Genomic DNA, 26,120 nt, shown 5'->3' on the forward strand with positions numbered 1-26,120 from the left:
GTATCATATGATCTTGCTGTGGCCGGTGCCGCGTCGCGTCGAGGCGAGCGAACCATGCGTCACGTCAGGAGAGCTCAATGAATCGTCGTGACTGCTTGCGTGGTCGACCGGTGGACGCAGATCTCGAACGGCGGTTGGTTCGGGGATGACCACCGCGGTCGTCCGGGGGAAGCGCACTCGCGCAGTCGTGCCAGAAGCTCAGTCCGTAGGATGGGGCTACTCGGTGCGAGGGCGATCATTGGATGGAGGCGGCATGCGGATTACGCATCTGACCGCGAGCAACTGGCGAAACTTCAAAACACTCGACGTTCCGATCGAGAGCCGCCTCTTCGTTGTCGGGCCGAATGCGTCGGGTAAGTCCAATCTGCTCGATCTGTTCCGATTCCTCGGTGATATCGCTTCTTCCGGCGGCGGTCTCGCTTCAGCCATCGAGAATCGCGGGGGCCTGAGCAAGGTGCGGAGTCTCTTTGCGCGAAACCATCAGAAGGGTCGGCTGATCATCGATCTGCAGCTCGCCGACGGCAGCGATACCTGGCGGTACCGCATCGCCATTCGCGGCGAAAAGGGCGGCCTGAACCGGCCGATCGTCGACGAAGAGCGTGTTGAGCACAATGGCGTCGTCATTCTCAACCGTCCGGACGAGACCGACGAGGGTGACTCGGTCAGACTGACGCAGACTCACCTTGAACAGATCGCGGCGAATCAAGAGTTCCGCGCTTTGGCCGACTACTTCGCGAAGGTCCAATACTTCCACCTCGTCCCACAGATCATTCGAGATCCATCGCGAGTGGGTTCTGGCGTGAACGATCCGTTCGGTTCCAACTTCATTGCACAGATGAACGCCGTGCAGGCGCGAACGCGAGATGCATGGTTCCGTCGGATGGAGACCGCTCTTCGATCGGCTGTCCCGGAATTCCAGTCTCTCCGTCTGGAGGTCGACAAGTCCGGAATGCCGCACTTGATCGCCGGGTATCAAAACTGGCGGGAAACCCCCGCTCGTCAGAGTGAGGTGGACTTCTCCGACGGGACGCTGCGGCTGGTCGGGCTACTGTGGACGCTTGTAAGCGCGCCTGCCAACGGGGGCGTGCTCTTGTTGGAAGAGCCGGAGCTATCACTGAACTCGGCGATTGTGCGCACGCTGCCGACCGTGCTAGCCACAGCACAACGAGACCGCACATTGCAAGTGATCTTGTCCACGCATGCTCCAGAACTGCTCAACGACGAAGGTGTGCGTCCCGCTGAAGTGCTCGTATTGAGAGTGACCGATGATGGGACTGTCGCGCACATCCTGTCCGATATCGAGGAAGTGGCGGGCGAGCTGGCGGCCGAGCTACCTGCGTCGGATATCGTCGATGGTCTGATCGCGCCTCGAGATTTGTCGGGACTGATCGCTGTCGGACGCAAACGCAAGTGATCAACGTCGTCGTCGAGGGGGACTCAGACCGCGAAATGGCGCGCGCTATCGTGCTGGTGGCCGGGCGGCAAGTCAACAGGATCATCGTGGCGGGTGGCAAGAGCAAACTCGATCCGAAGATCCATAAGTACAACCAGGCGTCAGTCCAATTTCCATGGGTGGTATTCCGAGACTCGGACGCGGCCTGTCCGGTCGCGCTCCGGTCGAAGCTGTCAGCCGACATCACGGTGTGGCAGCCGGGTTTCAGCCTCCGAATCGCTCACTCGATGTCGGAGGCCTGGCTGCTCGCGGATCGCGAGGCATTTTCGAATTTCTTCAGCGTGCCCATGAACCGGCTGCCGCCGCAACCCGAATCACTGCCGCACGCGAAACGAGCGCTCCTCGCACTGTGTGCTCAATCGCGGTCGCGGGGCGTCCAGCGGGATATGACCGCAGGAACTGGCGAAGCGGGTGCGCTGTATGTCTCACAGCTGAACGAGTTCGCCTCGACCGTTTGGCGCCCGCTTGTGGCTGCAGAGAACAGTCCGAGCCTCATTCGTGCGATCAGGCGGATCCAGGAGCTCCCGGAAACCTCTGCGTGAGACGTGACGCCGCCCTGGCGGTAGCCTGCATGAACCGCAGCAGCACTGCTGCATAGTCCTCGCCGCCTCGAAAGGATGCCGACATGGCCGCCTCCTCCACCCTCGCTGTCACGGGAGCGACCGGTGTCGTCGGTGGCCTCGTCGCCCGGGATCTCGCCGCGCGAGGTCTCAAGCAACGCCTCCTCGTCCGGACGCCGGTGAAGGCGCCGCAGCTCGACGGGTCGGCCGTCCACCAGCTCGCCTACGGCGACCGTGCCGCAGCGCTCGCCGCCCTTGAAGGTGTGGAGACGCTGTTCATGGTGTCCGCGGCGGAGAGCGCGGATCGCCTGGACCAACACCGCACGTTCATCGACGCCGCAGCGGAGGCCGGTGTGCAGCACGTCGTGTACACCTCGTTCGTCGCTGCTGCGCCCGACGCCGTCTTCACGCTCGCCCGCGACCACTTCGCGACGGAGGAGCACATCCGCGCTTCCGGCATGCGGTGGACGTTCCTGCGTGACAGCTTCTACATCGACTTCATGGAGGCGCTCGTGGGGGACGACGGTGTGATCCGTGGTCCTGCCGGCGAGGGGAGAGTCGCGGTTGTTGCGCGCGCCGATGTCGCCAGGACAGCCGCGACCATCCTCGCCGCACCGGCCGAGCACGACGGTCGCACCTACGAGCTCACCGGCCCGGAGGAGCTCAGCCTCACGGAGGTCGCGGCGATCATCTCCTCCGTCCGCGGCACAGATGTGACCTACCTTGACGAGACCCTCGACGAGGCGTACGCCTCACGGGCCGGCTACGGCGCACCCGACTGGCAGGTCGACGCCTGGGTGAGTACCTACACGGCGATCGCGAGCGGCGACATGGCCACCGTCAGTCGCGACATCGAAACGATCACGGCTGTGGCACCCCGCTCCCTCGGGACCTACCTCCGAGACACTCCGCGCTGACGGGCAGCGCCCGGCCCTCGCCACCCACCGCTCGCCGCCACCCACCGCTCGCCGCTCACCGACTCAGCCCCGCTCACCGAGCCTGTCGAGGTGCCCATGCCGCGAACGTCTGGTTCGTCTTCCACACTTCCTCCGCTCACCTTCGAACCCCCCCCCTCCACTCACCGAACGAAGCTCGTGCAGCGACGCGGAGCTGGCGTTCAAGGCCGTCGAGGTCGAGTCCGACGAGGATGACGAAGAGGGCGTCGAGTCGATCAAGTTCTCGACCGTCGAAGCGCTGGTGCAGCGGCTGTCCTGCTAGCCGGGTCGCACGCGCGATGAGTAGGCTCAGACCCAATCGAGCGCGGTGTGATCCCAGGTTCGTCCTGCGGCTCGGCCGTCAAGTACCGCGTCGATGAGCGATCCTGTCAGCCGGGCCGCTTCGCTGATGGTTTGGAAGCGTCCACACGCGGGCACATTCATCGCGAGCTTCGCATAGATGGAACCCCATTGTCGCGGGAGCTCGAAGACCGCGGGCAGGTTCAGCGATCGCACTCGGGCCTCGACCTGCAGAGCACCGATGAGCTTCAACCCGTCGATGTCCTGCGTGACCGCAAGCACGACGAGGTCGACCAGATCCTTCTGTCTGCTCGACGGTCGGCCGTTGTAGAGCGCGATCGTGGCGCACACTTTGTCTGCGATCTGGTCGACGACCGGATACAGGCGGTACGGGTTGCTCCGGAGCTTCGGTAAATCGAGCGCGTTCACCGGCGCTGTCATTTCCGGCTCGTCTGTCGTTACGACATTCACAGCGAGATCGACGTGAAGAGTGCCCTTCTTCTTCGCCCCGATCGAGATGTCGAAGGTCACCCGGTACCCCTCGACGTATGCCTGCTGATTCCCGTCGATCACTGTCGAGTGCGTCGTGTAGTCGAAGCGAAAGAAGTCGCCCAGATCGATGGCCGCGAGGCGGCGGAGCTCGTCGAGAGCGACATCCAGGGAAGCGCCACCTCGAGTGAGGTCGACGTCAGTGGTGGATCGCGCCGATGCGACGCGCGCCAGCACTCCGGTGCCGCCCTTGAGGATCCATACCGACTCGCCCTCGTCGGAAAAGATCCGACTGAGAAAGCGATTGAAGTGCTCGATGCGGATGCGTTCATGCGTCGACAGTGATGGGTCTGCGTCGAACGCGTTCCGTGCTGCTGCGGCGATCGCCGACTCGACGGCGGCCGGGCTCGCGTATCGCTCCTCCCCGTTCATTTCTCGGAAGTCCTCTTCTGCAGCGACGTGGCTTCGGCGATGGCGGCCCAGTCGTATCCCGCGAGGGCGGCTTGGCGGCTCGCGCGAATGTTGGCCACCGCTGGTTCCGTGGCTGCCGCCGCAAGGTCGCTGATGCGTGAAACGTTCGGCTGCATCGATTCGCTGAACATTGCGTTGATTCCGCTCGTGTCCGAGAGCAGCTTGGCGAGGTCGACGGTCGCCAGGTGCCGCAGGTAGTTCGCCGTGATGAGCGCGCCGAGGTCAGGGATCGCGGCCATGTGCCTCGCGATCGAAGCGAGATCGATTCCCGCGATCTGCAGCAGCTCCTCGAGGACCGCGTCGCCGTCGCCTTTGCGGTGGCCGTTACGTTCTGCGAGCGGGCTGAGAAGCTCGCTGAGGCGGTCGAGGTCGAGATACGACTCGCGTGCTGCGTCGCGGAGCGCGCCGCCGACCAGGCTGAGATCCTGGCGGTCCTCGACCAGATCGGCAATGGTGCGTTCGCGCGTGGTCACCGGAAGGCCGTCTCGCACAGTGACGTCTTGCTCAGGAAGAGAGCGGGTCCGATATCGCACGTCCGTTCGCTGGGTCTGTTTGCGGGTGGCGGTGGTGAACTCGCTCGTCATGCCTCGCAGGTCGCCGATAGCGTGCAGTCTGCTTGCCGACTCGCCAGAGACGACCGCAGCTCTCGGCTGTCCGTTGAGACGCTCGTAGGCGAGCTTCTTCGGCTCGATCGCCAGCCAGGCTGCGCGCAGATCCTCGTGATCACTGCTCGGAGCCCCGCTATCCCGGTAGACACCCTGGGCTAGGCGCGTCAGCGATCCGGATTCTGTCAGGCGGGTGAGGTTCATGTGACTGATCCCGCGCGCGCCGGCCTGCGCGGAGGTGACCATTCCCCACTGGGACTGGGTCACTTCCGCGAGGGCTCGCAGCGACTCTCGGGACTTCATGCTTGAATTCTAACGCCAGAACAGTTAGTTTCCAAGCGTCACACTATGCACAGCAGTGCCGATGAGTCATCCATACCGACCTCCTCTGTACCGTGGACAGATGTCCTCTTCTCTTCCAGCCCCGCACGCCACCGGTCACATTGAGGTCTCCGGCGGCGCATCGATCTTCTGGGAGGAGTCCGGGACGCCCGATGGCGTGCCCGCGCTCTGGCTCCACGGTGGGCCGGGGAGCTCGCTTGGTAGCGGTTGGTACCGGTCGCACTTCGACCTTGACCGTTACCGGCTGATCGGCATCGACCAGCGCGGGAGCGGGCACAGCACTCCCAACGTGTTGGATGCGCTCGACCAACTCGATGGACACACGACCCAGCAGCTCATCGCCGACATCGAGGCGGTGCGTATCGCGCTTGGCGTCGAGCGATGGGTTGTCGCCGGGGTCTCGTGGGGCACGACGCTCGCCCTCGCCTACGCGCAGGAGCACCCTGAGCGAGTGCAGGCGCTCGCGCTCATGGCAGTGACGACGACGAGTCGAGAGGAGGTCGACTGGATTACCGAGGGTGTCGGGCGGGTCTTCCCTGAGGAGTGGGATGCGTTCGAGCGGGCGAGTGGCCGACGTGAGGGGGAGCGGGTCGTGGAAGCCTATGCGCGGCGGCTGCGGGCGGCGGATGCATCCGAGCGCACGGCGGCCGCTGCTGACTGGGACCGGTGGGAGAGCGTGCATGTGTCTCTCGACCGCCCGGACCTGCGCGGGCACGGCCATGCTGATCCGGTTGTCCGCGAGACCTTCGCGACGCTCGTCACCCACTACTGGAGCAACGACGGCTTCCTCGCAGGCGATCGTGCGGTGTTCGCGCGCATGGATCGCATCGCGCGCATCCCTGCCGTGCTCGTGCACGGTCGGCGCGACATCAGTGGTCCGGCGTCGACCGCCTGGCGTCTGCATCAACTGTGGCCGGCGAGCACCCTGTCGATCGTCGAGGACGAGGGTCACGGAGGCGAGCAGGAGAGCCGTCTCCTCCGCGAGGCTCTGGACCGCTTCGCGGGCTGAGATTCTGACCCGCTCGGCACGTCGTCCTCGGTGGCCGTCTCGTAGGTCGGTCACCGAGCTTGTCGAGGTGCCCGCCCGGTCGCCGAGTCGCCCGCCCGCGAAGTGCCCTCGTCCTTCCAGTCCTCCATCCCTCTATGACGTGTTGTGACGCACCCCGCTGGCGCCGTCCGCCCGGCCGGTCTTAGCTGTCGGCATGACTCTCCTCACCAACGATGTCCCCGCCGTCCCCACCACCTCGGCCGCCGAGCGAGCCGACCGACTGAACGCCGCCGGCGCATCCTGGTCCGAGCGCATCGCGTCCGCGCCGTCGAGTGCCGCGCTCACCTATCGGGTGTCCGGATCCGGTGAGGGCTCGGTCGCCAGTGCGATCACCGCAGGAAAGCACCGCTTCATCGTGGACGAGCCGGCGGCGCTCGCCGGAGACGACGTCGCTGCGAGTCCGGTGGAGTTCGCGCTCGGTGCTCTCATCTCCTGCCAGATCGTGGTGTACCGGTTGTATGCGAACGCGCTCGGCATCCAGCTCGACGACATCAGCATCGACGCCGAGGGCGACCTCGACGTCCGGAACCTCTTCGGCATCACCGACGAGGTCCGTCCGGGCTTCTCGACGATCCGCCTGAACACCAGCCTGACCGGCCCCGAGACCGACGAGCGTTACCAGGAACTGCGTGCCGCGGTCGACGCCCACTGCCCGGTCCTCGACCTCTTCCAGAACCCGACGCCAGTGGAGGTCGTCGTCAGGAAGGCGTGATTGTTGTCGAGGTGCCCCGCCGCGGGGTCCAGGCGGTGTCCACCGCGCCGAGCAGGGCGCCGACCGCCGTTTCGAGCTTCCCGCGGATCTCGTCTTCCGTCTTGGGGTCGTATGTGAGTTGGGCCGCAACGCCTCCGGCCAACGCCAGGATCGCCCACGATGCGGTGTCGGGTTCCACCCACGCAGGGATCTCGCCCTCTTGTCGGCCGCGCGCAACGAGCGATGCCATCAGGCCGCGTAATCGTCTGTCGCTCTCGGTGATGGCGGAGGCGATCTCTGGGTCGACGAGCGCCTGTTGGGCGAAGACGTCGCCCTGACGCTGTGCAGCACGCCTGGCGTCGTCGAGGGGGAGCACGCCGATGAGGAGGTCGACGAACCATCCGCGCACGGTCGGGCGGCCGGGCTCGCCGGGCGGCAGCGGGGCTGCGGTGTCGCGGAGTCGGGCGAACGCGGCTGAGAGCATGCGCTGCTTGCTGGGGAAGGCCTTCTGGACGGAGCCGAGCGAGCAGCCGTCCTCGGTCGCGACGGCGCGGAACGAGAGTGCACCCATACCGGAGCTGGCGATGATCCGAAGGGCCGCGTCGGCGAGTTCGGTCTGTCGCTCGGTCAGTTCCACGACATCAGCGTACGGCTACGTGCTCGTCCGACGTTTCGACGCGCGTCAGTGCGAGTAGGTGGCGCCGGAGGAGCAGGGCGTAGGCGAGCATGGCGGCGATGGCGATCCCAATGCCGACCGTCGCTCCCGGGCCGGTGGTGTTCCCGCCGGCGAAGCTCACGAAGTTCCAGGCGGCGTGCCAGACGATCACCGGCCAGAGGCTACCGGTGAGCACCACGAGTTGTGCCGCGACGAGGCCGAACAGCGCGGCGAACACCACCTGCAGGATGGCGGCGCCCGCGTCTTCGCCACCCGCGAGGTTCGCGAGATGCAGCACGCCGAAGAGCACCGAGCTGCCGACGACCGCGCTCCGGACGCTGCGCGCGCGGAGCACGGCGAGGACGATGCCGCGGAACCAGGTCTCTTCATTGAGCGCGACGGCGACCACGAGGACCCCGTAGGCGGCGAGCGTCGGGCCGCCCACGTGGATGCCCTGGCTGACGAGCATGATCAGGACGGTGAGGGCTGCGGGCGCTAACCAGAGTGCGGCGCGGAGTCGTGCGGGTTGGCGGAGCCCGTAGCTGCTGAGCGTGGCCGGCGAGCGGCGCATGACGGCCAGGCCGAGCGCAGCGGAAGCTGCGGCGCCGCCGGCGAGTATAAGAGCCCCGCCGGCCTCGGTCGCGCCGGAGAGCTGTGCTGCTGCAGAAGTTCCGGCAGTGAAGACCGACGGGCGCAAGGGCGAGTGCGATCGCGGCGAGCCAGGGGTGACGCAGGGGCCAGGTGGCACCGTGGGACCCGCCGGGGGTGACCGTCGGGGTCGCGGCGGTCATCGTCGTTCGATCTGAGGAAGCGATGTGATTCACACATCAAAGAATACAGGCGTATTCCATCTCGTCAACCGTGCGGCGCGCCTGTGACGTTGCGGCTTCCGCAGTTGTGTTTCCAGCTCTGGCTACGTCGTCGCCGCTGCACGCGCAGCGGTTGCCCGGCTCGCGAGGGCGATGGCGACGATCCCGAGGAGCACCGGCCCGGCGACGCGGACGAGCGAGTCGATGATGACGAGGAACGGAAGGAACAGGGTGACGTTCGAGCCTGCGGCGACGGTGACGACCTGCTGGATGATCCACGAGGTAGTGGTCGCAGCCACCACCCAGAGCGGCACGAGGTTTGCGGGCCGGTGAACGGTGCCCGCGCGGGCGATCTGCGTGGCCGCGATGAGGGCCAGGACGAACTGCACGATGAGGTCGATGTAGCCGAAGGTCAGGAATGTCTCGATCGCTGGCGGGACGGTGGCAGCGCCGCGCACGAGCGTGGCAATGAACGTCCAGACCCCGAGGGTGATGAGGGCGATCGTGCCGAGTGGGCGGCGTGCGGTGACGCTGGTCGAACGGTCCGTGCCGACAGCGAAGAGGATGAGCGCTCCCGTGAACATCAGCGCAGGGAGGATGCCGGCGTTCAGACCGATCAGCGATTCGAACCGCACGGAGGAGCCGAGTAGCACCGAGGCGACGAGGAGCCCGCCCGCGACGTACCAGACGTGCATCGGCTCGGTCCGCGGTGTGCTTCGTTGCTCCATGCTGATCAAGTCTACGGAGGGGATAGCGTTGCTTCGTGCAGTTCAGTGCGTTTGAGTCGTATGCGGCCGAGGTGGGCATGGCCGTTCTGGTGACTCCCGAGATGGAGAGCAGCGACTACGAGTCGGGCGTTGCGCAGATCAGCGGCGACGCATGGCATATCCGGACGGCGCGGAACACCCCGACGAAACCTGGCGCCTTCGTCGCGTTCTGGCAGCGAGATGCGGACGGGACGACGACACCGTTCAGCGACGATGATCCTGCAGCAGGGCTGCTGGTCTTCGTCGAGCAGGAGGGCCGGCGGGGCGTGTTCCGGTTCACCCGCGCTCATCTCGCCGAACTCGGCATCACCGCAGGTAGGCGGCCGGGCAAGCGGGGGTTCCGGGTGTATCCGAGCTGGTGTGTGAGCCTGAACGCTCAGGCAGCGGCTACGCAACGCGCACAGGCGTCTGCGTTTCAGGAGTATTGAGTGCAGTCGGTGATCGCGGCGAACCGGACGCACATCGATGCAGTCGGCGGCCCACGTTGTGTCGAGCTCGGGCACTGAGCCGACGGCTGCGGCGATCTCACGTTTTCAGTTGTGCGCTCTCATGGGGAGAACGACCCATGGCCTGACGCGAGACCGCGTCGTTATGCTCTCGGCATGACTGACGACATTCGCCTCGCCCGTGCCGACGACGTTTTCCCAGGTCACATCTTCGATGCGCTCGGTGTTCCGCCGCTGCCGTTCGATCGGATCGGCGGCTCGGTGATGGTGGTCGAGAAGCGTCCGCTGGATGGTCCGATCACGATCATAACCTCAGGGGTGTCGCGCATCGCGACCGATTCCGGTGAGCGGGTGGAGCTGGCGGTCGAGGTCGTCGACGGTCAGCAGGGTGCGGCGTTCGTCGCCTTGCGCTTCGTCTGCGACGAGATCGCCAAGAATCGCCGGGTGCCGCCCGTGCTCGCCCCGTGGCGCAACGGGACGCCCTTCCTCAAGGGGACGGCGATCTCGGCGCTGGTGGTGACGCCGTCGCGGTGGGGAGCGTCGTTCGACGAGATCCGCGATGAGAGCGGGCAGGTCGTCGGGCATGTGCGGACCTTGCGGATGCTGACCGATGGCGAGGCTGCGGTAGTGAGCGAGCGCGGGTGGGATGCGCTGGTTGCGGCGGTGGGGACGGTTGACGAATTGCTCGACGTTGAGCGGCCCGAAATTGCCTAAGTCGAGTGCGAGGTTGCTCGGCGCCGTCGATCGTGTGCGGCAAGAGGTGGCTTCGAACGGTTAGCAAGACGGGGACGCAGATCGGTGACATTGCCGTGCGCGGGGCGAGCGGTCGTCGCCAAAGGTCGGCTCTTTGGAGATCCAGCTCACATCGATCGACGGGGATGCCGAGCTTGGGACGACGAGGCCGAGGCGGGGACCCTTCAGAGGGTGACCGCACTCTGCTACGTCAGAGGCGAGCGCACCGCGTCAACACCCCCTCGCATGGCGCTTCCGCCAAATCGGGTGTCAGGCCACAGCGGGAGTGAACTCGCTCTCGTAGAGTGTTCGACGATGTGCTGCTGTATGGCGGCGCCGAATCGGCCGGGGGGCTGGGCATGGGGTGGAAAGCGTGGATTCTGCGACATCGAGCGGGAAACTCTTTGGTTTCCCGTGGAGCGGATCCGGTCGATTTCGAGCTTCGCCGTCAGCTCGCTGCGGTGGATTCAGCCTATGACGATTACACGACGCGCATGCAGGGGATGCTCGGCGGCGGCACAATAGCGTCTGTTGGTTTCCTCGCTCTCGTGGGTTTCATGCTGTGGGTAGTCGGTTCATCTCCCAATGCTCCGACGCTCTCGCTAAGCCGGGTTGACGACGGGACCGGCGCGGGCGTCTTCGCGATTCTCGCCACGGTGGTCGTCGCGATTCAATTGTCGGCGCGCGCACCCGTGCCATTGCTTTCGGAGTCTGCTGATGCTGCGCGTCGGCGCTTCCTCAGCGCTGTCGCCGCAATGTTGGTCCCCGTCGCGATCGGAATGGGTATCTACATGGCGTTGCCAGCGCTCGCCGGAGCACCCGAGACCATGGATCTGGTACGTGTTGTCGTGTGCCCCGCCGGCGGATTCTTAGTGGCATTGTTCGCCGCGGACGCGGCTATGGCTCACGACGACCGCGATGAGGCCGTCAAGTCCCTGCGGAGCGAACGTTGGAGGGCCGAGTTGCGAGCACGAGTGCTCAATTTGTCGAGAGGCACCAGGAGGGCTCGACCCGCAGCGTCGGTAGTCTCATGGGCCGTCGTTTGTATGGTGCCGCTAGCGACAGGCATCGCGTTTGGCGCTGCTCTCGGCAGGACCGTTCCAGCTGTTCTAGCCGGGATTGCGCTGGCGGTCGTTTGCGGACTGGGTGCTTACTCTGTGGTGTACGACGTATACGTCAATGCTGCCCGAAACACCTGGTCGTACCTGTCGCCGACCACGATGCTTACGGTCCCTGTCGTTGTGCTCGTTTGCGCTACTGCGGTCCTGGCTGGCCTTGAGGCCGAGGGGGCAACGCTGCGGTCGGTAGCGGCGCTGGGCTTGGCGAGCATCTTGATGCTCGCGGCGCCTGCAGCTCTTGCGGTGTTCTTCCTTGGACCCGCATGCGGCCCAAGGCGAATCTTTCGCCACATAGCGTTGCGAAGCAGCGTACGTGCACTGCTGCGAGCAATCAGAGTCGAAGAGCGACGGCCAGCGCGTGCACGAATGAACAAGCTCGCGCGCGCAGCCCTTTGGTTGTCTCTGATCTTCCCATTTGGGATCGTGCTGGGAGGCCGGGCGAAGGCACAAATCGCCGCAGCGGGTGCGGATAACCTTGGACGTCCCCTTGCGCGAGGGCGTGGCCTGGCTACCACCGCGCAGGTCGTGTCGTGGAGCGCGCTCGGCGTACCCCTCGCTCTGCTCGTCGCGGTCATTGTCTCTGACCCCGGCGTATGAGCTGGAGCGAGCCTATCCGGTGTACTCTCACGCAGAGCCCGCCGGGCCATTGGCAAAGTTGGACGCGCCACCATCGAGCGTGAGTCGCCCCGTCGCTGACCTCTGCTGAGCTGCAGGTCGCCTGCTAGATTTGCGAAATGGGGACGTCTTCGATTCACGATGAACTGCAGCGGTTCGTGGCCGAGCGAGACTGGGGGCAGTTCCACACTCCTGAAAACCTTGCGAAAAGCATCTCGATCGAAGCGGCGGAGCTCCTCGAGTGCTTCCAGTGGGGCCCGGATGCTGACGGTGATCGCATACGCGATGAGGTGGCCGACGTGCTCACCTATTGCTTTCTCCTGACGGATCGGCTCGGGCTCGACGCTGAAACGATCGTTCGAGAGAAGCTTGCGCGAACGCGCGAGAAGTATCCGGTCGACAAGGCGCGCGGGCGATCTGTGAAGTATGACGAGCTCTGAGATCACCCGCCTCAGCTTCACTCCGAACGAGGTGAAACGGTGGGGCGAGAGCGACAAGCGGTACAGCGATTGGCCTGTCGTCTATCTGCTCGATGGCGGCATCGCAGAGCATACGTCGGCCGGACGACTGCGGGTAGGCACGGCACGAGTCGAACGCGACGTCTACGTTGGAGAGTCCCTCAACGTCGCGGCACGAATGCGACAGCACTTCGACTCCATCGAGAAGAAACATCTCACGGGCTTGCGCGTCATCGTGGACCAGACGTTCAACAAGTCAGTCTGCCTTGATCTCGAATCTTTTCTGATCCGATTGCTCGCCGGAGACGGCTCCTACCAGGTACTCAATCGCAACGACGGCATCGTCGACGCGAACTACTATGAGCGAGATCGCTACCGAGAGTCCTTCCTTGAGGTCTTCGAGCGGCTGCGCGCAGACGGAGTTTTCACCCGCTCCATCCCGGAGATCGAGAACAGTGATCTGTTCAAGTTGTCGCCGTTTAAGGCGCTCACTCAGGACCAGGCGATCGCCGTTGACGGCGTCCTCGCGGGGCTTTTCGAAGACATCGAGCGTGGGGTACGGAGCACGACGGTGTTGCAAGGCGATCCTGGTACCGGCAAAACCGTTGTCGCGATCTACCTGCTGAAGCTGATCGCCGATATCCGAGGCTCGGCGGTCATAGATGAACCCGACAGCGACACGTTGTTCTCCTCGTTCTTCACCGAGGAGCATCGTGCGATGCTCCAGACTTTCCGGGGTCGGTCTCGTCGTCCCGCAGCAGTCGCTGCGCAGTTCGATCAAGAAGGTCTTTCGGAAGACTCCGGGGCTGCATCCGGACATGGTGCTGACTGCTTTCGACGTTGGAGGGTCCGATGAAGACTTCGACCTGCTCGTCGTTGATGAAGCCCACCGGTTGAACCAACGAGCGAACCAGCCTTCGGGTCCGCTCAACAAGAAGTTCCGTGACATCACCGTCAAGCTGTTCGGCGAGGACGACACGTCGAAGACACAGCTCGACTGGATCGCGGCGAAGAGCAATCATCAGATCTTCCTGCTCGACGCGGGGCAGAGCGTGCGCCCGGCGGACGTGCCGGCCGAACACCTGCATCAACTCGTGGCGACCGCGAAGTCCACCGATCGCTACTCTGGGCTCGCGTCGCAGATGCGGGTGCGTGCGGGCGCTGACTACGTCGACTACATCCGGAACATGCTCGGTGGCCCGGTAGAGATCGAACTCGCACCGGACTTTGGAGAGTACGACCTCAGGATGTTCGATGACATCGCGGAGATGCGAGAGGAGATCCGCAAACGCGACGCCGAGGTGGGTCTTGCCCGCCTGGTGGCCGGCTTCGCGTGGGAGTGGAAGACCAAGTACGACAAGGATGCCTACGACATCGTCATCGACGATGTGCACCTCCGCTGGAATGGCACACAGACGGACTGGATCGCATCGCCGCTGTCGCTCGAAGAGGTCGGCTCCATCCACACAGTTCAGGGGTACGACCTGAACTACGCGGGAGTGATCATCGGGCCGGACCTGCGGTTCGACGTCGACACGAACCGAATCGTCTTCCACCGAAGCTCCTACTTTGACAAGAAGGGTAAGGAGAATAACCCGGCGCGAGGGTTGACCTACTCTGATGATGACCTGCTGCGTTACGTCACGAACATCTACACGGTATTGCTGACGCGTGGCATTCGGGGGACCTACGTCTACGTAAGCGACCCTGCCCTGCGGACGCACCTGAGCGGTCTAATGCTGGCATCAAGCTAAGCGACAGGCTCGTTTAATGGGAGCTTGCGCTCCTGCCGAAGCGGGGGATCAGTGAGTATGTGGTAGAACCTCAAACTCGTCGTCAGCCCGCACGATGACGGTGATTCCGAGTTTCCCATGAGCTCGAGAAGATCTCGTTCCGGGCGACCCGGCAGAAGCACGACAGGCGCAACCTCGATGCCGCCGCGCCGCGCCGTATGGGCGTAGTCGAGCACCTGCCCGATGGCGGTTCTTACGTAGGCGCGCCCGGATGACTTCTTCGCCTCGACGATCCAGCCCTTTGACTCAACGTAGAGATCAGGCTCGATCGTGGAGGAATCCGTGGGGAGGGTGAGCCGCCTGGTCACATGACCTTGTTTCCTGAGCCAATTGCCGAAGGCTGCCTGCAGTTCGAACTCGACTCTCGAAACCACTCGTTCACCCGTGGTGATCAGCTCATCCTGCGCGACGACGATGTCGGAGTACTTGGGGGCCGTCCACTCAGTGATCGTGGCACTCGTTGGGCGCTCACCGCCGTACGCCGGGAGGAGCGTGGTGTCTGCATCAATGGGCACCAGGTTGAAGATGATCCCGGAACGAAGGGCGCCGCTTGCATCAGGGATGGTCTCCATTCGATACGCGGGGTCACCCGTTGTGAACGCGCCGACATAGCTTGCCAGCGTTCCGCTGGTTCGGAACAGACGGATGGTCTTGCCATCAGCAGCTGCATCACGCAGGGCCTTGTTACCACGAAGGAACCCGTGATGCCCCTCCTGCCCCTCACCGGTATAAGAATAGGAGCCGTCTTCGCGCAGTCCTTCGAACCGGTCGTAACCGAATTTCGCGCCTTCCTTGGGATCGGTGAAAATCAGGATGTCGGGGATGCTCTTCGGCGTGGAGATCCCGCCCTGTTGCTGACCGCGAAAGGCGGCGTGGATCTCGCGACGGCGGACAGTGTCGCCGACTTCGAGTGTCCAGTGCCGTTCTGTGGTGGCACCGGTCGAGGGGAACCGAGTTCGCACAGCGCCCGCTTGCTCATCGGTGAGCTCCCAACGCGTGATCCCGGTCGGCAGAATGCCGTAGAGCTCCTGGAGGACTTCTCGAATCTGCTTTTGTCCCACCTGAAGCTCGAGCGAAAGGCTTGCAGATGTCTGGAGCGGCATGAGCCGACACTATCGGCCACCTGTCGCTTATCAGGTGAATGGCCAACTGCTGTTGGGAATCCGGACCTTTGTGTTCGTCGCGCCGGGACGCTCTCGAACGTGGGTGTCGCCAGCCTTCGTTAGGGTTCGTACGGGCGTGCCGGGCACACTGCTTAGGGGACTGCGGCACCGAGTCCTCAGAGTCGACGGGGTCGATAGCCGCGTACCGTTGTGACCTCCCGACGGAGGAATCGACGCCCGAATCGCTCGCACCACCCCAATGAAAGGCCACACCGTGGAAGCTTCTGAACTCAACTCCGCTATTGGCCAAGGCCTCGAGCAGCTTGGGTTGGGGCTGCTGCCCGTCGTCGAACGGGCGTTCGCGGAGGCGCTGCCGGGCGTTGAGTGGACGCAGATCATCGAGGAAAATGATCGCGCGGCGGGGATTGGGCACGGGCGGTACTCGGCGACCGACGTGTCGCTCATGCTTCGGGCGATGACCGAGCGGATCGGGGAGCTGGGGTACCCGTTCGACCGCGTGTTGTCGCGGAGTGCTCGAGGGTACGCGAGTGAGTTGCGGGATGTTCGGAATGCCTGGGCTCACGGCGAGGGGTTCACGGAGCAGGCGGCGTATCGAGGTTTGGATTCGATGCAGTTGCTGCTGGGGATTGTTGGGGCCGACGGGGAAGCGAGCGCTGTGGGGGAGTTGAAGGGACGGGTGCTGTCTGTGGGTGGGCCTTCGACAAGCTCAGGGAGCGGGGCGGTTACCTCGGTTGGGAACGCTGGCGACGTGGGCCCTTCGACAGGCTCAGGGAACGAAGCGGGCGCGTCGAGCGGAACGGCTAACAACGGCGAAGCGAGCAATCAGCAGAGCGTCGCAGGCTCCCTTTCTGCCGAAGGCTCCGCATCCAGCGCAGACTCAATCTCCATCCGCGTCAGCGCGACGCCGACGCTCAGCTACGCGATGGCACATTGCAGCATCGCGGTGATCGACGAGATCGTCGTCGAGAACCACGGGGCGGAACGCCGCGCGGCGTCTGTCGAGATCGACGTCGTCACTGCCGACGGGCCCGTCGCGGACACCAAGATCCTCCTCGTCGACCTCGGCGAGGATCGCACTACCCTCCTCCGCAGCCCGGAGGTGCTCCTCGATCCGCGGCGCATGCTGCTCGTCGACGAACAGCGGCCCGGCGTCATCCGCATCACCGTCCGCGATGCCGCAGGCAAGGCGCTCGGCGCCGCCGACAGCCCGGTCACCGTGCTCGCGTCGACGCAGTGGATCGCCGCACCCGTCCAGCTCGGCCTCGAGCTCCTCGCGGCCCACGTTCAGCCGAACGCCCTCGTCGTCAGCGAGCTCATGCTCGAGGTGTCCGACATCCTCCAGGCCAAGACCGGCAACAGCTCCCTCGCCACCTACCAACTCGACGACCCCACCCGCATCGACGCCATCGTCGAAGCCGTCTGGGACGCCGCCAAGGCCCGCGACATCCGCTACGCTGAGCCGCCGGCCAGCTGGGGCAGCAGCGGCCAGAAGGTCCGCACACCCGAGGAGGTCCTCGTTGGCCGCCTCGGCACCTGCCTCGACCTCACGATTATGCTCGCGTCGGTCCTCGAAGCCATCGGCATCCACCCGCTCCTCTGGCTCCTCGACGACCACATCTTCCTCGGCTACTGGAAGGTCCAGACCACCCTCGACGTCGTTGCCAGCACCGACGTCTCCGAAGCCGTGAACTCCCTCGAACTCGGCCGTGTCGGCGTCGTCGAGACCACCCTGCTCACCAACCCGACCAGCACCTTTGCGGACGCCGCCCGCCGGCCCCACACCGAGCACCTCGCCGGTTCGCTCGAGAAGTTCATCGGCATCACCGACGTCGTCCAGGCCCGCCTCCGCAAGATTTACCCACTGCCCAGCCGCCGTCTGAACAGCGAGGGTGAATCCGTCGTCACCCTCTACCAAGCGCCCGAAGCACGCGCCTTCACGCAGGACGCCCCGGCCACTGCCGAGTCGACCGCCGCCGGCCACGGCCCCGACGTCCCGAAGCGCGTCTCCACCTGGAAGAACGCCCTCCTCGACCTCAGCCTCCGCAACAAGCTCATCAACTACACCGAGCGCTCAGGCCACGAGCTCGCCGTCCCCGGCCCTGCGCTCGGCCGCCTCGAGGACAGCATCAACCACGGCACCCCGCTCACCCTCGTCGCCTCCGACAGCGTCGCGACGATCGACCAGCAGCGCGGCATCCGCTTCGGCCGCGACCTCGCCGAGAGCGACCGCATCACCTTCCTCGACGACAAGAAGAGCGCCTTTATCGACGTCACCGAGGCCGCCTATCCGGCGAAGCTCCGCGCCCTCGCCTACAAGGCCAAGACGATCGTCGAGGAGACCGGCGCCAACAACCTCTACCTCGCGTTCGGCATGCTCAGCTGGCGGTTCGGCGACCGCGACCTCCGCTCACCCCTCGTGCTCGTGCCCGTCACGCTCACGACGACGAGCCGCGGCTCCACCTACCGCCTCTCCCTCGACGAAGCCGGCTCCTCCACGCCCAACTACTGCCTGCTTGAGAAGCTGCGTCTGAGCTTCGGCCTCGAGATCCCGGGGCTCGCGAACCCTGGCGACGACGGCGCGGGCATCGACCTTCCCGCCGCGTTCAACGCCGTCCGCCAGGCGGCGCTCGACGCCGGCCTGCCGTTCCGCGTGGAGGAGACGGCGTCGCTGTCGATCCTCCAGTTCGCGAAGTACCGTCTGTGGAAGGACCTCGACGAGAACTGGGAGACCCTCGCGGGTAACAGCCTCGTCTCCCACCTCATCAACACGCCCCTCGACGCCTACGCGGACCCCGAGCCCGCAGAGACCAACACAGACCTCGACCGCCTCGGACTCGATTGCCCCGTCGCCGCCGACTCCTCACAGCTCGACGCCGTGGCGGAAGCCGTCGCTGGCCGCACCTTCGTGCTCGAAGGCCCTCCCGGCACGGGCAAGTCCCAGACCATCACCAACCTCCTCGCCCGCTCACTGGCCGAGGGTAAGAAGGTCCTGTTCGTCGCCGAGAAGCGCGCGGCGCTCAACGTCGTGAAGCAGCGACTCAAAGACGTCGGACTCGGCGCGTTCTCGCTCGACCTCCATGACAAGGGTGCGCGTCCCAACCTCGTCCGTGCGCAGGTCAAGGCCGGACTCGACCTCCGCACCAGGGCCGACGTCGACGCCCTGAGTACCAACCGCGAGATCTCCGAGTCGGGCCTCCGCACCCTCACCCGCTACGCCGATCGTCTCCATGAGGTCAACGCGGCAGGCTTCTCCCTCTACTCCGCGCGCAGCCGCCTGCTCGCGATGGATCACGACCTCGTCGCGATGACCATCCCCGAGCAGCTCGTCGCGGCCGGCACGCCCGAGGCCTTCGAGCAGCTGCGTACGGCGTTCCGCGCCCTGCCCGAGCGCGCCGACCTCGCCCGCCCGTCCACGACGCACCCGTGGGCGTTCCTCGACGGACCGTCCGCGCCCGGGCTCGACGCCGGCACGGTTCAGGGCGCTGCGCGGACGCTCGACGCAGCCCTCGCCACGGCGCTTGATGCGGGCCTCCCGATGGACACACTCCGCCTCGCCGCCCGACCCGAGCTCCTCGGCCTCTGGTCGACCGCGGTCGCCGCACCACGCCTCCCGATCGGCGCGCTCATGGCCGGCACGCGATCCGAGGACTTCAGCCGCCTCGACGACGCCCTCGGCGCCGCAGAGCAGCTCCGCGACGCACCCGCCGAGTGGCGCTCGACCTTCACACCCGCCATCCTCGATCGCGACATCGCCGGACCCCTCCACGCCGCCGAGCAGGCTGCGGCGTCGAGCTTCTTCGGCCGCAAGAAGCGACTGCGGGCGGTGCTCGCCCAGCTGAGCGACGTGCTGGCAGTGGACGCGGCGTCGTTCAAGGTGAAGCAGCTCGTGCCGCAGCTCACGGAGGCGAAGGCAGCCCAGGACCGCCTCGTGCAGGTGCGTGGCACGCTGCGGTCGACGGCGCTGCCGCTCGTCGGTGAGCGCTGGAACCCGCTCGTCGAACCGACGCAGCCCGTCCGCGAACTGCTCGGTTGGTATCGCTGGCTGTCCGACGGCTTCCGCCTCCCGGGCACACCCGACGACGCGTTCATCACCGCCGTCCGCGACCACTACGCCACCACGCAGCCCTCGCAGGCTGCTGCTCAGGCGCTCATGGCCCTCGCGAGCGGGTGGACCGAGTTCCTGCGGGTCGCGTCGGTCGACACCGCGAGGCTCGCGTCGTGGTCGGGTGGCGAGGGCTTCCTGCAGGCCTGGTGGGCGACGCGCGAGCCACGCCGACTCGACGCTGCGGAGCCCGTCGTCCTCGAACGCTGGCTCGACCTCGTGCGCGTCGTCGAACCGCTCCGCACCCACGGGCTCGACGATGTCCGCACGTCGATCCTCGCCGGCCGCATCGACACCGAGGATGCGACGCTCGCGTTCGAGAAGGGACTCGCGCAGGCGTCGATCGATGAGCGCGAGCGCACCACCACGCTCGATGCCTTCGACGCCACCGCCCACAACCGCAGCGTCATGCGGTTCACCGCGAGCGTGAAGGCCGTGCGTGAGGAGCTGCCGCGGGCGATCCCGGCGTCAGTGTTGGGTCTTCGGACCTTCAGTTCGCAGTCGGAGAGCGGTCAGGTGGGTGGCTTGCGTCGGCAGATCGATCGCCAGCGCGGTGGCATGAGTGTTCGCGCGTTGCTCGAGAACTTCGGCGAACTCGTCACGCAGATCATGCCGTGCACGCTCGCGAGCCCCGAGTCCGTCGCTCGGTTCTTCCCGGCCGCTGCGGAACTGTTCGACATCGTCGTGTTCGACGAGGCGTCGCAGATCCGGGTCGCGGATGCGATCGGTGCGATGGGGCGTTCGCGGTCGGTCGTCGTGGTGGGCGACAGCAAGCAGATGCCGCCGACGACGTTCGCCGAGGCCGGTGCGTCGATCGACGACGACGCCGACTACACGAGCGAGGTCCTGCAGGACGAGGAGTCGATCCTCTCCGAGTGCGTGCAGGCGCGAGTGCCGAGCAAATGGCTGTCGTGGCACTACCGCAGCCAGGACGAGTCGCTCATCGCGTTCTCGAACCACCACTACTACGACAGCCAGTTGTCGTCCTTCCCGGCACCGTTCGGGGGCGCGGGCGATGCCAGTGTCGAGGGTCACGGGTTGGCGTTCGTGCGGTTGGACGGGCAGTTCGAGCGTGGCGGCAAGGGCAAGTCGTTGCGGACGAACTCGGTGGAGGCGCGGGCGATCGTCGAGGAGATCTCGCGTCGCTTCGATGCTTCGCCGGAGGAGACGCCGTCGCTGGGCGTCATCACGTTCAACGCGCAGCAGCGGACGCTCATCGAGGACCTCTTGCGCGACAGCGCCGACCCGCGGATCGCGCTGGCGCTCGACGAGCAGGACGGGCTGTTCGTGAAGAACCTCGAGAACGTACAGGGTGATGAGCGCGACACGATCCTGTTCTCGATCGCGTTCAGTGCGAACGACAAGGGCGTGATCCCGTTGAACTTCGGTCCGCTGACGCGGGCCGGGGGCGAACGGCGTCTCAACGTCGCCGTGACCCGCGCTCGGCGTCAGGTGGTGCTGTTCGCGAGCTTCGACCCGTCAGAGCTGCGGGCCGAACAGACGTCGTCGACCGGCATCAAGCATCTGAAGGCATACCTGGAACTCGCACAGCGGGGGAGCGAGGCGGCTGGGGAGGACGGTCGTCGTCAGGCGATCATCGACCGTCACCGTGATGAGATCGCCGACGAGCTGCGGTTCGCCGGGCACGCCGTGAAGACGGATGTGGGGCTGTCGGACTTCCGAGTGGACATCAGCATCGCGACGGAAGCGGAGCCGGAAAAGCCGCTGGTCGCCGTGCTGCTCGACGGTGCGTCGTGGCGCGAGCGTCGGACGGTCGCTGATCGCGACGGGCTGCCGGTGGAGGTGCTCAGCGGCCTCATGCGTTGGCCGGGTGTCGAGCGCGTGTGGTTGCCGGAGTGGTTGCACCACCGCGAGGAGGTGCTGGAGCGGTTGGTGACGGCTGTGGAGGCTGCGGCGGAGCGCTCTCTGGCCGGGCCTACCCGTGAGGCGGAGCTGGCTGAAGCGGACGCGGTCGCGATCGAAGAGGACTCGGCGGAGAAAGCAGCCCCGCCGCGCATCTTGCGTGTGCGCGAGTGGTCGGAACGGCTGTCGTCGCCAGATCCGCTGTCGGAGTTCCGCGAGCGGAAGGTTGGCTCGGCACCGGCACCGGCACCGGCGTCGGTGCCGGCGTCCGCCGAATCCGAGGTGGCGGCCGTGGTGGAGACATCATCGCGGCATCCCGAGCTGTCGGAGTATCAGCCGTGGGTTGCGCCGGCGCTGGGCTCGATCGAGGTTCTGGACCGTCTGCCGAAGCGCGATTCCGTCGTCGCCGTCCAGGGTGCGATCCGCGCTGCTGTGGAGGCCGAGGGCCCGATCCATGTCATGCGTCTCGCGAAGCTCGTCGCGAGCTCCTTCGGCCTTGACCGGGTGGCGGGCTCACGGGCGAAGTCGATCCTCGACAAAGTCCCGGCGGAGTACCTCGGTCGCTCGGAGGAGCCGTTCGCCTGGCCTGCAGATGTCGACCCGGCGACTTGGCGTGGCGCACGCCAGTCTTCGGCGGACGCAGCTCGTGCCATCGAGCACATCTCCCTGGTCGAGATCGCCAATGCGATGGCGATCGCGGCCGAGGAGTCCGCCGGCCTCTCGCCCGACGAACTCCGCCGCGAGACCCTTGCGATTTTCGGCGGCAAGCGTGTCACCGCGGCGATCGGTGCCCGCCTTGACGAGGCGTTGGAGTTGGGGCTGATGTCTGGGCGGGTGGTGCGAAGCGGGGAGGACCGCTTCATCGCCCTCAAACCCTGAGCAGCCCGGCCGACGTCAGCTGTATCCGCAGCATTCTCGGCTTGGTCACTTCGATCTCGCGGCAATCACTCCGGCGCCTGCCGCTGGAGCGATATGTCCGCGACCGTGTTCGGCAGGAAGTTCCGAGTGTGACTCTGAGGGGAGCCCTCAGGCGAGATGGCGTCGCCAAAATTCATCATCCGCCCAACCCACTGGAACTCCCATCCCCGCAAGATTCATCCGCGGGCGTGATTCGAGGAGCGCGTGAAGTCGACGTGGCCACGTGCTGTGAGGAGAGATCGTATTCAGCACGGACTGCAGTGAAACGAGAACAGGGTAGAGACGTTTCTCTGAGCGCTGAGGCAGGCCGCTTGGCTCTGCAAGCCACGAGACGGAAGGCGAGTTCGGGATAGCCGGGTACACACCGAGACCGAGGTTCCACAAGCGCCCGTGGTGCGCGCACACGTTTCGAACGCGAACGTAAGTCCGCATCCACGACGACAGCACCGGCTCTGTGAGACCGATGCTCGCTGCCACGGCGGTGCGGTCCGCACGTCGCTTCAGATTGCTGACGACGCTTGTCAGCTGCCCGATGGTGAGCGCCTCCACCATCAACCACGACGGTGGCAGGACGGGCTCCCCGTAAGTCGTCAGATAGTGCTCCAATGCCGATCGGTGGACCAGCGCGTCCTGGCCGGCGTCCGGCGAACCCCGCAACCGTTCCTCGCAAGTGTTCTGAACCATCTGCAACAGTCCGGCGTGCTTTCCGGCGTCCCGGAAATGAGCCCGGTCGGTGTACCAGTGTGGGTCTGCATATGTCGTCGACATGTGATCTGTGACTGCCGCACGGACCGCCACCTCGATGCGCTCCAGAGCGTCGATGACCAACGAGCGGAGCGCGCGATCGAAGACGTAAAGGTTGAGAACGTCGTCGAATGCGGTTCCTTCACGGAAGAGATGGTCAGAATCGGTGTGCTGGTACGGAATTGCGTAGGGGGACAAGCGGAAATAACCGATGTGCTTGAGATACCGGCAGGTCCGCTCGCGATCGGTGATGTTGAGACCTCGTTTGGCGAGCCGTTCGATCAACTCCGGGAGGTCGAGCGCAGGCTTGCCATAGTCAAGTGCGCCCCGGGGCCGGGGCGCACGAGGTGGATGAGGCATCAACACTCCTGTCGGTCGACAAAAAAATCCCCCAAGTGCGCTTCGACGAGAGGCGTGGGGGATGTGGTGAGTTAAGCCTAGCATTCCGGCGCTGGCGGTGGGGCGGCTCCGTAGACGCTTCGCGCAGCGCCGACCACGGGATCCGCGACCACCTCCACCTTGAAGCCGGCCGCATTCTCGAGCCAGCCCGCGTAGTGCTCTTCGCCACCAGCGTGCGGGTAGCGCTCCTGGTACAGCGGCCGCCAGCCGTTCTCGGGAGCCGCCGACATGATCGCGTCGACCTCCTCTCGCGAGCCACCTCGGAACGCGAGGTGGTTCACTCCGGGGCGGCGCCGATCGTGCGTCACCGCGCTCAGATTCGGCGACGCCGTCAGCGTGAGATAGATGTCGCCGGCTCCCCACGACTCGCCTCCGGACCACTCGCTCGACAGTGCGAAACCGACGAGGGGAAGCAACCAGGCCCAGCTCGCACGCTCGGCCTCCACATCCGCGAGCCACACCTCGACGTGATGCACCCCGGGAGCAACCGATGACTGTGGACGTGACCGCTGCAACGCGTCCGCAGCACCTCGCAACCGCTCCAACGTCTCAGCGACCGCAGCCCGCGCGAGCGCGTGCGGCCGGGCGAGCGCATCGATGTTGCGGGCGATGCGCACGTCTTCCAGGGGGACGAGGACGAGCCGCGGGTCCGCTCGTGGCGCCGTGTAGCGCGGGAAGAGCGCCAGCAGCTCACCACCGAGGATGAGCGACGCGGCCAGATGGTAGTCGTTCACACGATGCGCGCGGTGGAACTTCACGCCGGCCGTCGCCTCGACCACCCCGAGGGCCACGTCCGGCGCGAAGCCCGCATGCGCCGCGATCCACGACTCGTCCGCGAGCTCTGCCGCCGACACCGACGCCCGCCCCGCGAGCGGGTGGTCGGCCGACATCGCCACGTCGAACGGCTCACTCAGCAGTGTCGTCACCGACAGCTGCTCCGACGGCCATGGCTCGTCGTGGTCCATTCGGTGCGCGATGACGAGGTCGTACTGGTCGACGAGTGCCGCGAACTCCGGCTGGGCGACGTCGTGCTCGCCGAAGACCAAGGACGGCGACGGAGACGGAGACCGAGACGGAGAAGAATCAGAACCACCCAGCAGCGCCGGCAGCAACGCCTGCCCCGCACTCTGGAACGCCGCGACCCGCACGCGCGCACCGGCGTCGTCGCCGTACTCGCGCACCGTCTCCGCCGCGCGATCGATCAGCGTGTGCACCGTTCCCGCCATCTCGGCCAACGCCATGCCGGCCTCGGTCAGCCGGATCTCCCGCCCCACCCGATACGTCAGTGGCACGCCCAGCTCACGGTGCAGCGCGGCGAGCTGCTGCGAGATCGCCGGGGCCGTCACGTGCAGGTGCCTCGCGACCGCCGCGATCGTCCCGCGCTCGGCAAGCTCGCGCATGATCCGCATCTGAGAGAGATTCATCAGCTCAAGCTAACTGGTCGCGTGGAAACCCTCAATATACGTGACTGATCATGACCGTTACCGTGAGTTCCAAGACGACGCGACGACGCCCGTCCGCTTGGGTCCGCCCTCGCCGCCGCACCTGGAAGGAACGCCGATGCTCGCCCTCTGGAAACGCCCCGACACCGCCAGTTTCGAACTCGTCGAGCGTGCGATGCCGGCCATGGGCCCAGACGACGTCCTCATCCGTGTGCACCGCACCGGCATCTGCGGCACCGACCTCCACATCGAGTCCTGGGATCCCTGGGCGGCCGGCGCAGTCGACGCGCCACTCGTCCCCGGCCACGAGTTCTACGGGGAGGTCGTCGAGGTCGGCAGCCGGGTCGAGGGCATCGCGATCGGCGCACCGGTCTCCGGTGAGGGCCACCTCGTTTGCGGCACGTGCCGCAACTGCCGCTCCGGTCGTCGCCACCTCTGCCGCCACACCCGCAGCCTCGGCGTGAACCTCGACGGAGCCTTCGCCGAATACGTCGCGCTTCCCGCCAGCAACGTCTGGGTGCACGGCGAGCAGGTCACCCCCGACGTCGGCGCCCTCTTCGACCCCCTCGGCAATGCCGTCCACACCGCCCTCAGCTTCCCGATCCTCGGCGAAGACGTCCTCATCACCGGCTGCGGCCCCATCGGCCTCATGGCGATCGCCGTCTGTCGGGTCGCCGGCGCGCGCAACATCGTCGCCACCGACGTCCTCGCCGACCGCCTGGAGAAGGCCCTCGCCGTGGGCGCTGACCGTGTCGTCGACGTCTCCAAGGAACGCGTCGCGGACGCCCAAGCCGCCCTCGGTATGCTCGAAGGCTTCGACATCGGCCTCGAGATGTCCGGACAGGCGGCAGCCGCCAGCGAACTCATCGACAACCTCAACACCGGCGGCAAGGTCGCCCTGCTCGGACTGCCGTCGACGAACATCGAGATCGACTGGACCAAGGTCATCACCCGCATGATCACCATCAAGGGCATCTACGGCCGCGAGATGTTCGACACCTGGCACCATGCCAGCGCCATGGTCGACCACAGCCCCGAGCTCCGGCAGGCACTCGAATCGCTCGTCACCGCCCGCTTCCCGCTGGCGCGCTGGCAGGACGCGTTCGACACCGCGCGCGCGGGAGCAGCCGGCAAGGTGCTCATCGACTGGACGGACATCCGCGACGCCGTCGTCACCGGCGTCATCGACGAGGACGCCGACCCGACCCTCAGCGCCACCGCTGCATAACGACCGACGGGTC

General features: G+C 66.0%; 21 protein-coding genes and 2 pseudogenes. 14 read left to right on the forward strand and 9 right to left on the reverse strand.

All coding sequences use genetic code 11. From position 1 onward, the window contains the following. Positions 1 to 253 precede the first annotated feature (253 nt). The 3 genes from ABMA10_RS02630 (at position 254) to ABMA10_RS02640 (ending at position 2,930) form a co-directional block, all read left to right on the forward strand. The gene (locus ABMA10_RS02630) at positions 254 to 1,414 is read left to right on the forward strand and encodes an AAA family ATPase (protein WP_347869677.1); all 1,161 of its coding nucleotides are present in this window, start codon (positions 254 to 256) and stop codon (positions 1,412 to 1,414) included. After that, positions 1,411 to 1,995, forward strand: coding sequence for a hypothetical protein (locus tag ABMA10_RS02635; protein ID WP_347869676.1), 585 nt, complete (start codon positions 1,411 to 1,413; stop codon positions 1,993 to 1,995). Before ABMA10_RS02630 ends, ABMA10_RS02635 begins: the two co-directional genes overlap by 4 nt. An 83-nt stretch (positions 1,996 to 2,078) precedes the next feature. Beyond that, complete coding sequence (locus tag ABMA10_RS02640) at positions 2,079 to 2,930, forward strand: SDR family oxidoreductase (RefSeq protein WP_347869675.1); 852 nt, start codon at positions 2,079 to 2,081, stop codon at positions 2,928 to 2,930. A 327-nt stretch (positions 2,931 to 3,257) separates the two neighbouring features. Here the strand turns inward: ABMA10_RS02640 and ABMA10_RS02645 are convergent, their stop codons facing one another. Next, a complete protein-coding gene (locus tag ABMA10_RS02645) occupies positions 3,258 to 4,169 on the reverse strand; it encodes a nucleotidyl transferase AbiEii/AbiGii toxin family protein (protein ID WP_347869674.1) in 912 nt (303 codons plus the stop codon). Continuing rightward, positions 4,166 to 5,116: a type IV toxin-antitoxin system AbiEi family antitoxin domain-containing protein gene (locus tag ABMA10_RS02650; protein ID WP_431031151.1), complete on the reverse strand. Its 951-nt coding sequence runs from the start codon at positions 5,114 to 5,116 to the stop codon at positions 4,166 to 4,168. The genes ABMA10_RS02645 and ABMA10_RS02650 overlap by 4 nt, the downstream gene beginning before the upstream one ends. A gap of 100 nt (positions 5,117 to 5,216) precedes the next feature. Between ABMA10_RS02650 and pip the strand changes: the two genes are divergently transcribed. Both pip and ABMA10_RS02660 read left to right on the forward strand, forming a co-directional pair. Continuing rightward, complete coding sequence (gene pip / locus ABMA10_RS02655) at positions 5,217 to 6,164, forward strand: prolyl aminopeptidase (RefSeq protein ID WP_347869672.1); 948 nt, start codon at positions 5,217 to 5,219, stop codon at positions 6,162 to 6,164. Positions 6,165 to 6,357: 193 nt separating this feature from the next. Beyond that, complete coding sequence (locus ABMA10_RS02660; protein ID WP_347869671.1) at positions 6,358 to 6,915, forward strand: OsmC family protein; 558 nt, start codon at positions 6,358 to 6,360, stop codon at positions 6,913 to 6,915. Here the strand turns inward: ABMA10_RS02660 and ABMA10_RS02665 are convergent. The 3 genes from ABMA10_RS02665 to ABMA10_RS02675 form a co-directional block, all read right to left on the reverse strand. Beyond that, positions 6,902 to 7,531, reverse strand: coding sequence for a TetR/AcrR family transcriptional regulator (locus ABMA10_RS02665; RefSeq protein ID WP_347869670.1), 630 nt, complete (start codon positions 7,529 to 7,531; stop codon positions 6,902 to 6,904). The genes ABMA10_RS02660 and ABMA10_RS02665 overlap by 14 nt on opposite strands. A 4-nt stretch (positions 7,532 to 7,535) precedes the next feature. Beyond that, entirely contained in the window at positions 7,536 to 8,246 is a 711-nt protein-coding gene (locus ABMA10_RS02670) for a lysostaphin resistance A-like protein (RefSeq protein ID WP_431031152.1), read from the reverse strand. 216 nt (positions 8,247 to 8,462) lie between these two features. Beyond that, positions 8,463 to 9,086 (reverse strand): hypothetical protein, encoded by a 624-nt coding sequence (locus ABMA10_RS02675; RefSeq protein WP_347869668.1) that lies wholly within the window; start codon positions 9,084 to 9,086, stop codon positions 8,463 to 8,465. Between the two features lie 35 nt (positions 9,087 to 9,121). On the opposite strand from ABMA10_RS02675, the gene ABMA10_RS02680 reads away from it, so the two are divergent. The 6 genes from ABMA10_RS02680 (at position 9,122) to ABMA10_RS02705 (ending at position 14,248) form a co-directional block, all read left to right on the forward strand. Beyond that, the gene (locus tag ABMA10_RS02680; RefSeq protein ID WP_347869667.1) at positions 9,122 to 9,553 is read left to right on the forward strand and encodes a MepB family protein; all 432 of its coding nucleotides are present in this window, start codon (positions 9,122 to 9,124) and stop codon (positions 9,551 to 9,553) included. A 174-nt stretch (positions 9,554 to 9,727) separates the two neighbouring features. Next, positions 9,728 to 10,285, forward strand: coding sequence for a suppressor of fused domain protein (locus ABMA10_RS02685; RefSeq protein ID WP_347869666.1), 558 nt, complete (start codon positions 9,728 to 9,730; stop codon positions 10,283 to 10,285). A 323-nt stretch (positions 10,286 to 10,608) separates the two neighbouring features. Next, positions 10,609 to 12,018, forward strand: a complete 1,410-nt coding sequence (locus ABMA10_RS02690) for a hypothetical protein (RefSeq protein ID WP_347869665.1) — start codon at positions 10,609 to 10,611, stop codon at positions 12,016 to 12,018. A gap of 137 nt (positions 12,019 to 12,155) precedes the next feature. Beyond that, positions 12,156 to 12,476, forward strand: coding sequence for a nucleotide pyrophosphohydrolase (locus ABMA10_RS02695; protein WP_347869664.1), 321 nt, complete (start codon positions 12,156 to 12,158; stop codon positions 12,474 to 12,476). After that, positions 12,463 to 13,350 carry a hypothetical protein gene (locus ABMA10_RS02700; protein WP_431031153.1) on the forward strand — a complete coding sequence of 296 codons (888 nt, stop codon included), beginning with the start codon at positions 12,463 to 12,465 and terminating at the stop codon, positions 13,348 to 13,350. The genes ABMA10_RS02695 and ABMA10_RS02700 overlap by 14 nt, the downstream gene beginning before the upstream one ends. Further along, positions 13,313 to 14,248 (forward strand): DNA/RNA helicase domain-containing protein, encoded by a 936-nt coding sequence (locus ABMA10_RS02705; RefSeq protein ID WP_431031154.1) that lies wholly within the window; start codon positions 13,313 to 13,315, stop codon positions 14,246 to 14,248. The genes ABMA10_RS02700 and ABMA10_RS02705 overlap by 38 nt, the downstream gene beginning before the upstream one ends. Here the strand turns inward: ABMA10_RS02705 and ABMA10_RS02710 are convergent. Next, positions 14,245 to 15,390: a hypothetical protein gene (locus tag ABMA10_RS02710; protein ID WP_431031155.1), complete on the reverse strand. Its 1,146-nt coding sequence runs from the start codon at positions 15,388 to 15,390 to the stop codon at positions 14,245 to 14,247. The genes ABMA10_RS02705 and ABMA10_RS02710 overlap by 4 nt on opposite strands. A 259-nt stretch (positions 15,391 to 15,649) precedes the next feature. On the opposite strand from ABMA10_RS02710, the pseudogene ABMA10_RS02715 reads away from it, so the two are divergent. Both ABMA10_RS02715 and ABMA10_RS02720 read left to right on the forward strand, forming a co-directional pair. Continuing rightward, positions 15,650 to 16,030, forward strand: a pseudogene (locus tag ABMA10_RS02715) (Swt1 family HEPN domain-containing protein); the annotation flags it as partial. A 303-nt stretch (positions 16,031 to 16,333) separates the two neighbouring features. Further along, the gene (locus ABMA10_RS02720) at positions 16,334 to 22,255 is read left to right on the forward strand and encodes a DUF4011 domain-containing protein (RefSeq protein ID WP_431031508.1); all 5,922 of its coding nucleotides are present in this window, start codon (positions 16,334 to 16,336) and stop codon (positions 22,253 to 22,255) included. Between the two features lie 147 nt (positions 22,256 to 22,402). On the opposite strand, the gene ABMA10_RS02725 is transcribed toward ABMA10_RS02720, so the two are convergent. From ABMA10_RS02725 to ABMA10_RS02735, 3 genes and pseudogenes are all read right to left on the reverse strand, one after another. Then, positions 22,403 to 23,398, reverse strand: coding sequence for an Abi family protein (locus tag ABMA10_RS02725; RefSeq protein ID WP_347869660.1), 996 nt, complete (start codon positions 23,396 to 23,398; stop codon positions 22,403 to 22,405). 77 nt (positions 23,399 to 23,475) lie between these two features. Beyond that, positions 23,476 to 23,952: a VOC family protein gene (locus tag ABMA10_RS02730; RefSeq protein ID WP_347869717.1), complete on the reverse strand. Its 477-nt coding sequence runs from the start codon at positions 23,950 to 23,952 to the stop codon at positions 23,476 to 23,478. Between the two features lie 21 nt (positions 23,953 to 23,973). Further along, positions 23,974 to 24,861, reverse strand: a pseudogene (locus ABMA10_RS02735) (LysR family transcriptional regulator); the annotation flags it as partial. A 136-nt stretch (positions 24,862 to 24,997) separates the two neighbouring features. Between ABMA10_RS02735 and tdh the strand changes: the two are divergent. Then, positions 24,998 to 26,107 carry an L-threonine 3-dehydrogenase gene (tdh, locus tag ABMA10_RS02740; protein WP_347869716.1) on the forward strand — a complete coding sequence of 370 codons (1,110 nt, stop codon included), beginning with the start codon at positions 24,998 to 25,000 and terminating at the stop codon, positions 26,105 to 26,107. Positions 26,108 to 26,120 lie beyond the last annotated feature (13 nt).

This window comes from Plantibacter sp. RU18 (assembly GCF_050613355.1).
In the GTDB taxonomy this organism is placed as follows: domain Bacteria; phylum Actinomycetota; class Actinomycetes; order Actinomycetales; family Microbacteriaceae; genus Plantibacter.

Bases quoted from the DNA above. Each gene is read 5' to 3' on its own strand.
- tdh (WP_347869716.1), top strand. From the start codon at position 24,998: ATGCTCGCCCTCTGGAAACGCCCCGACACCGCCAGTTTCGAACTCGTC.
- ABMA10_RS02705 (WP_431031154.1), top strand. From the start codon at position 13,313: ATGGTGCTGACTGCTTTCGACGTTGGAGGGTCCGATGAAGACTTCGAC.
- ABMA10_RS02640 (WP_347869675.1), top strand. From the start codon at position 2,079: ATGGCCGCCTCCTCCACCCTCGCTGTCACGGGAGCGACCGGTGTCGTC.
- ABMA10_RS02710 (WP_431031155.1), bottom strand. From the start codon at position 15,390: ATGCCGCTCCAGACATCTGCAAGCCTTTCGCTCGAGCTTCAGGTGGGA.
- pip (WP_347869672.1), top strand. From the start codon at position 5,217: ATGTCCTCTTCTCTTCCAGCCCCGCACGCCACCGGTCACATTGAGGTC.
- ABMA10_RS02660 (WP_347869671.1), top strand. From the start codon at position 6,358: ATGACTCTCCTCACCAACGATGTCCCCGCCGTCCCCACCACCTCGGCC.
- ABMA10_RS02725 (WP_347869660.1), bottom strand. From the start codon at position 23,398: ATGCCTCATCCACCTCGTGCGCCCCGGCCCCGGGGCGCACTTGACTAT.
- ABMA10_RS02675 (WP_347869668.1), bottom strand. From the start codon at position 9,086: ATGGAGCAACGAAGCACACCGCGGACCGAGCCGATGCACGTCTGGTAC.
- ABMA10_RS02645 (WP_347869674.1), bottom strand. From the start codon at position 4,169: ATGAACGGGGAGGAGCGATACGCGAGCCCGGCCGCCGTCGAGTCGGCG.
- ABMA10_RS02630 (WP_347869677.1), top strand. From the start codon at position 254: ATGCGGATTACGCATCTGACCGCGAGCAACTGGCGAAACTTCAAAACA.
- ABMA10_RS02685 (WP_347869666.1), top strand. From the start codon at position 9,728: ATGACTGACGACATTCGCCTCGCCCGTGCCGACGACGTTTTCCCAGGT.
- ABMA10_RS02700 (WP_431031153.1), top strand. From the start codon at position 12,463: ATGACGAGCTCTGAGATCACCCGCCTCAGCTTCACTCCGAACGAGGTG.
- ABMA10_RS02650 (WP_431031151.1), bottom strand. From the start codon at position 5,116: ATGAAGTCCCGAGAGTCGCTGCGAGCCCTCGCGGAAGTGACCCAGTCC.
- ABMA10_RS02695 (WP_347869664.1), top strand. From the start codon at position 12,156: ATGGGGACGTCTTCGATTCACGATGAACTGCAGCGGTTCGTGGCCGAG.
- ABMA10_RS02720 (WP_431031508.1), top strand. From the start codon at position 16,334: ATGGCACATTGCAGCATCGCGGTGATCGACGAGATCGTCGTCGAGAAC.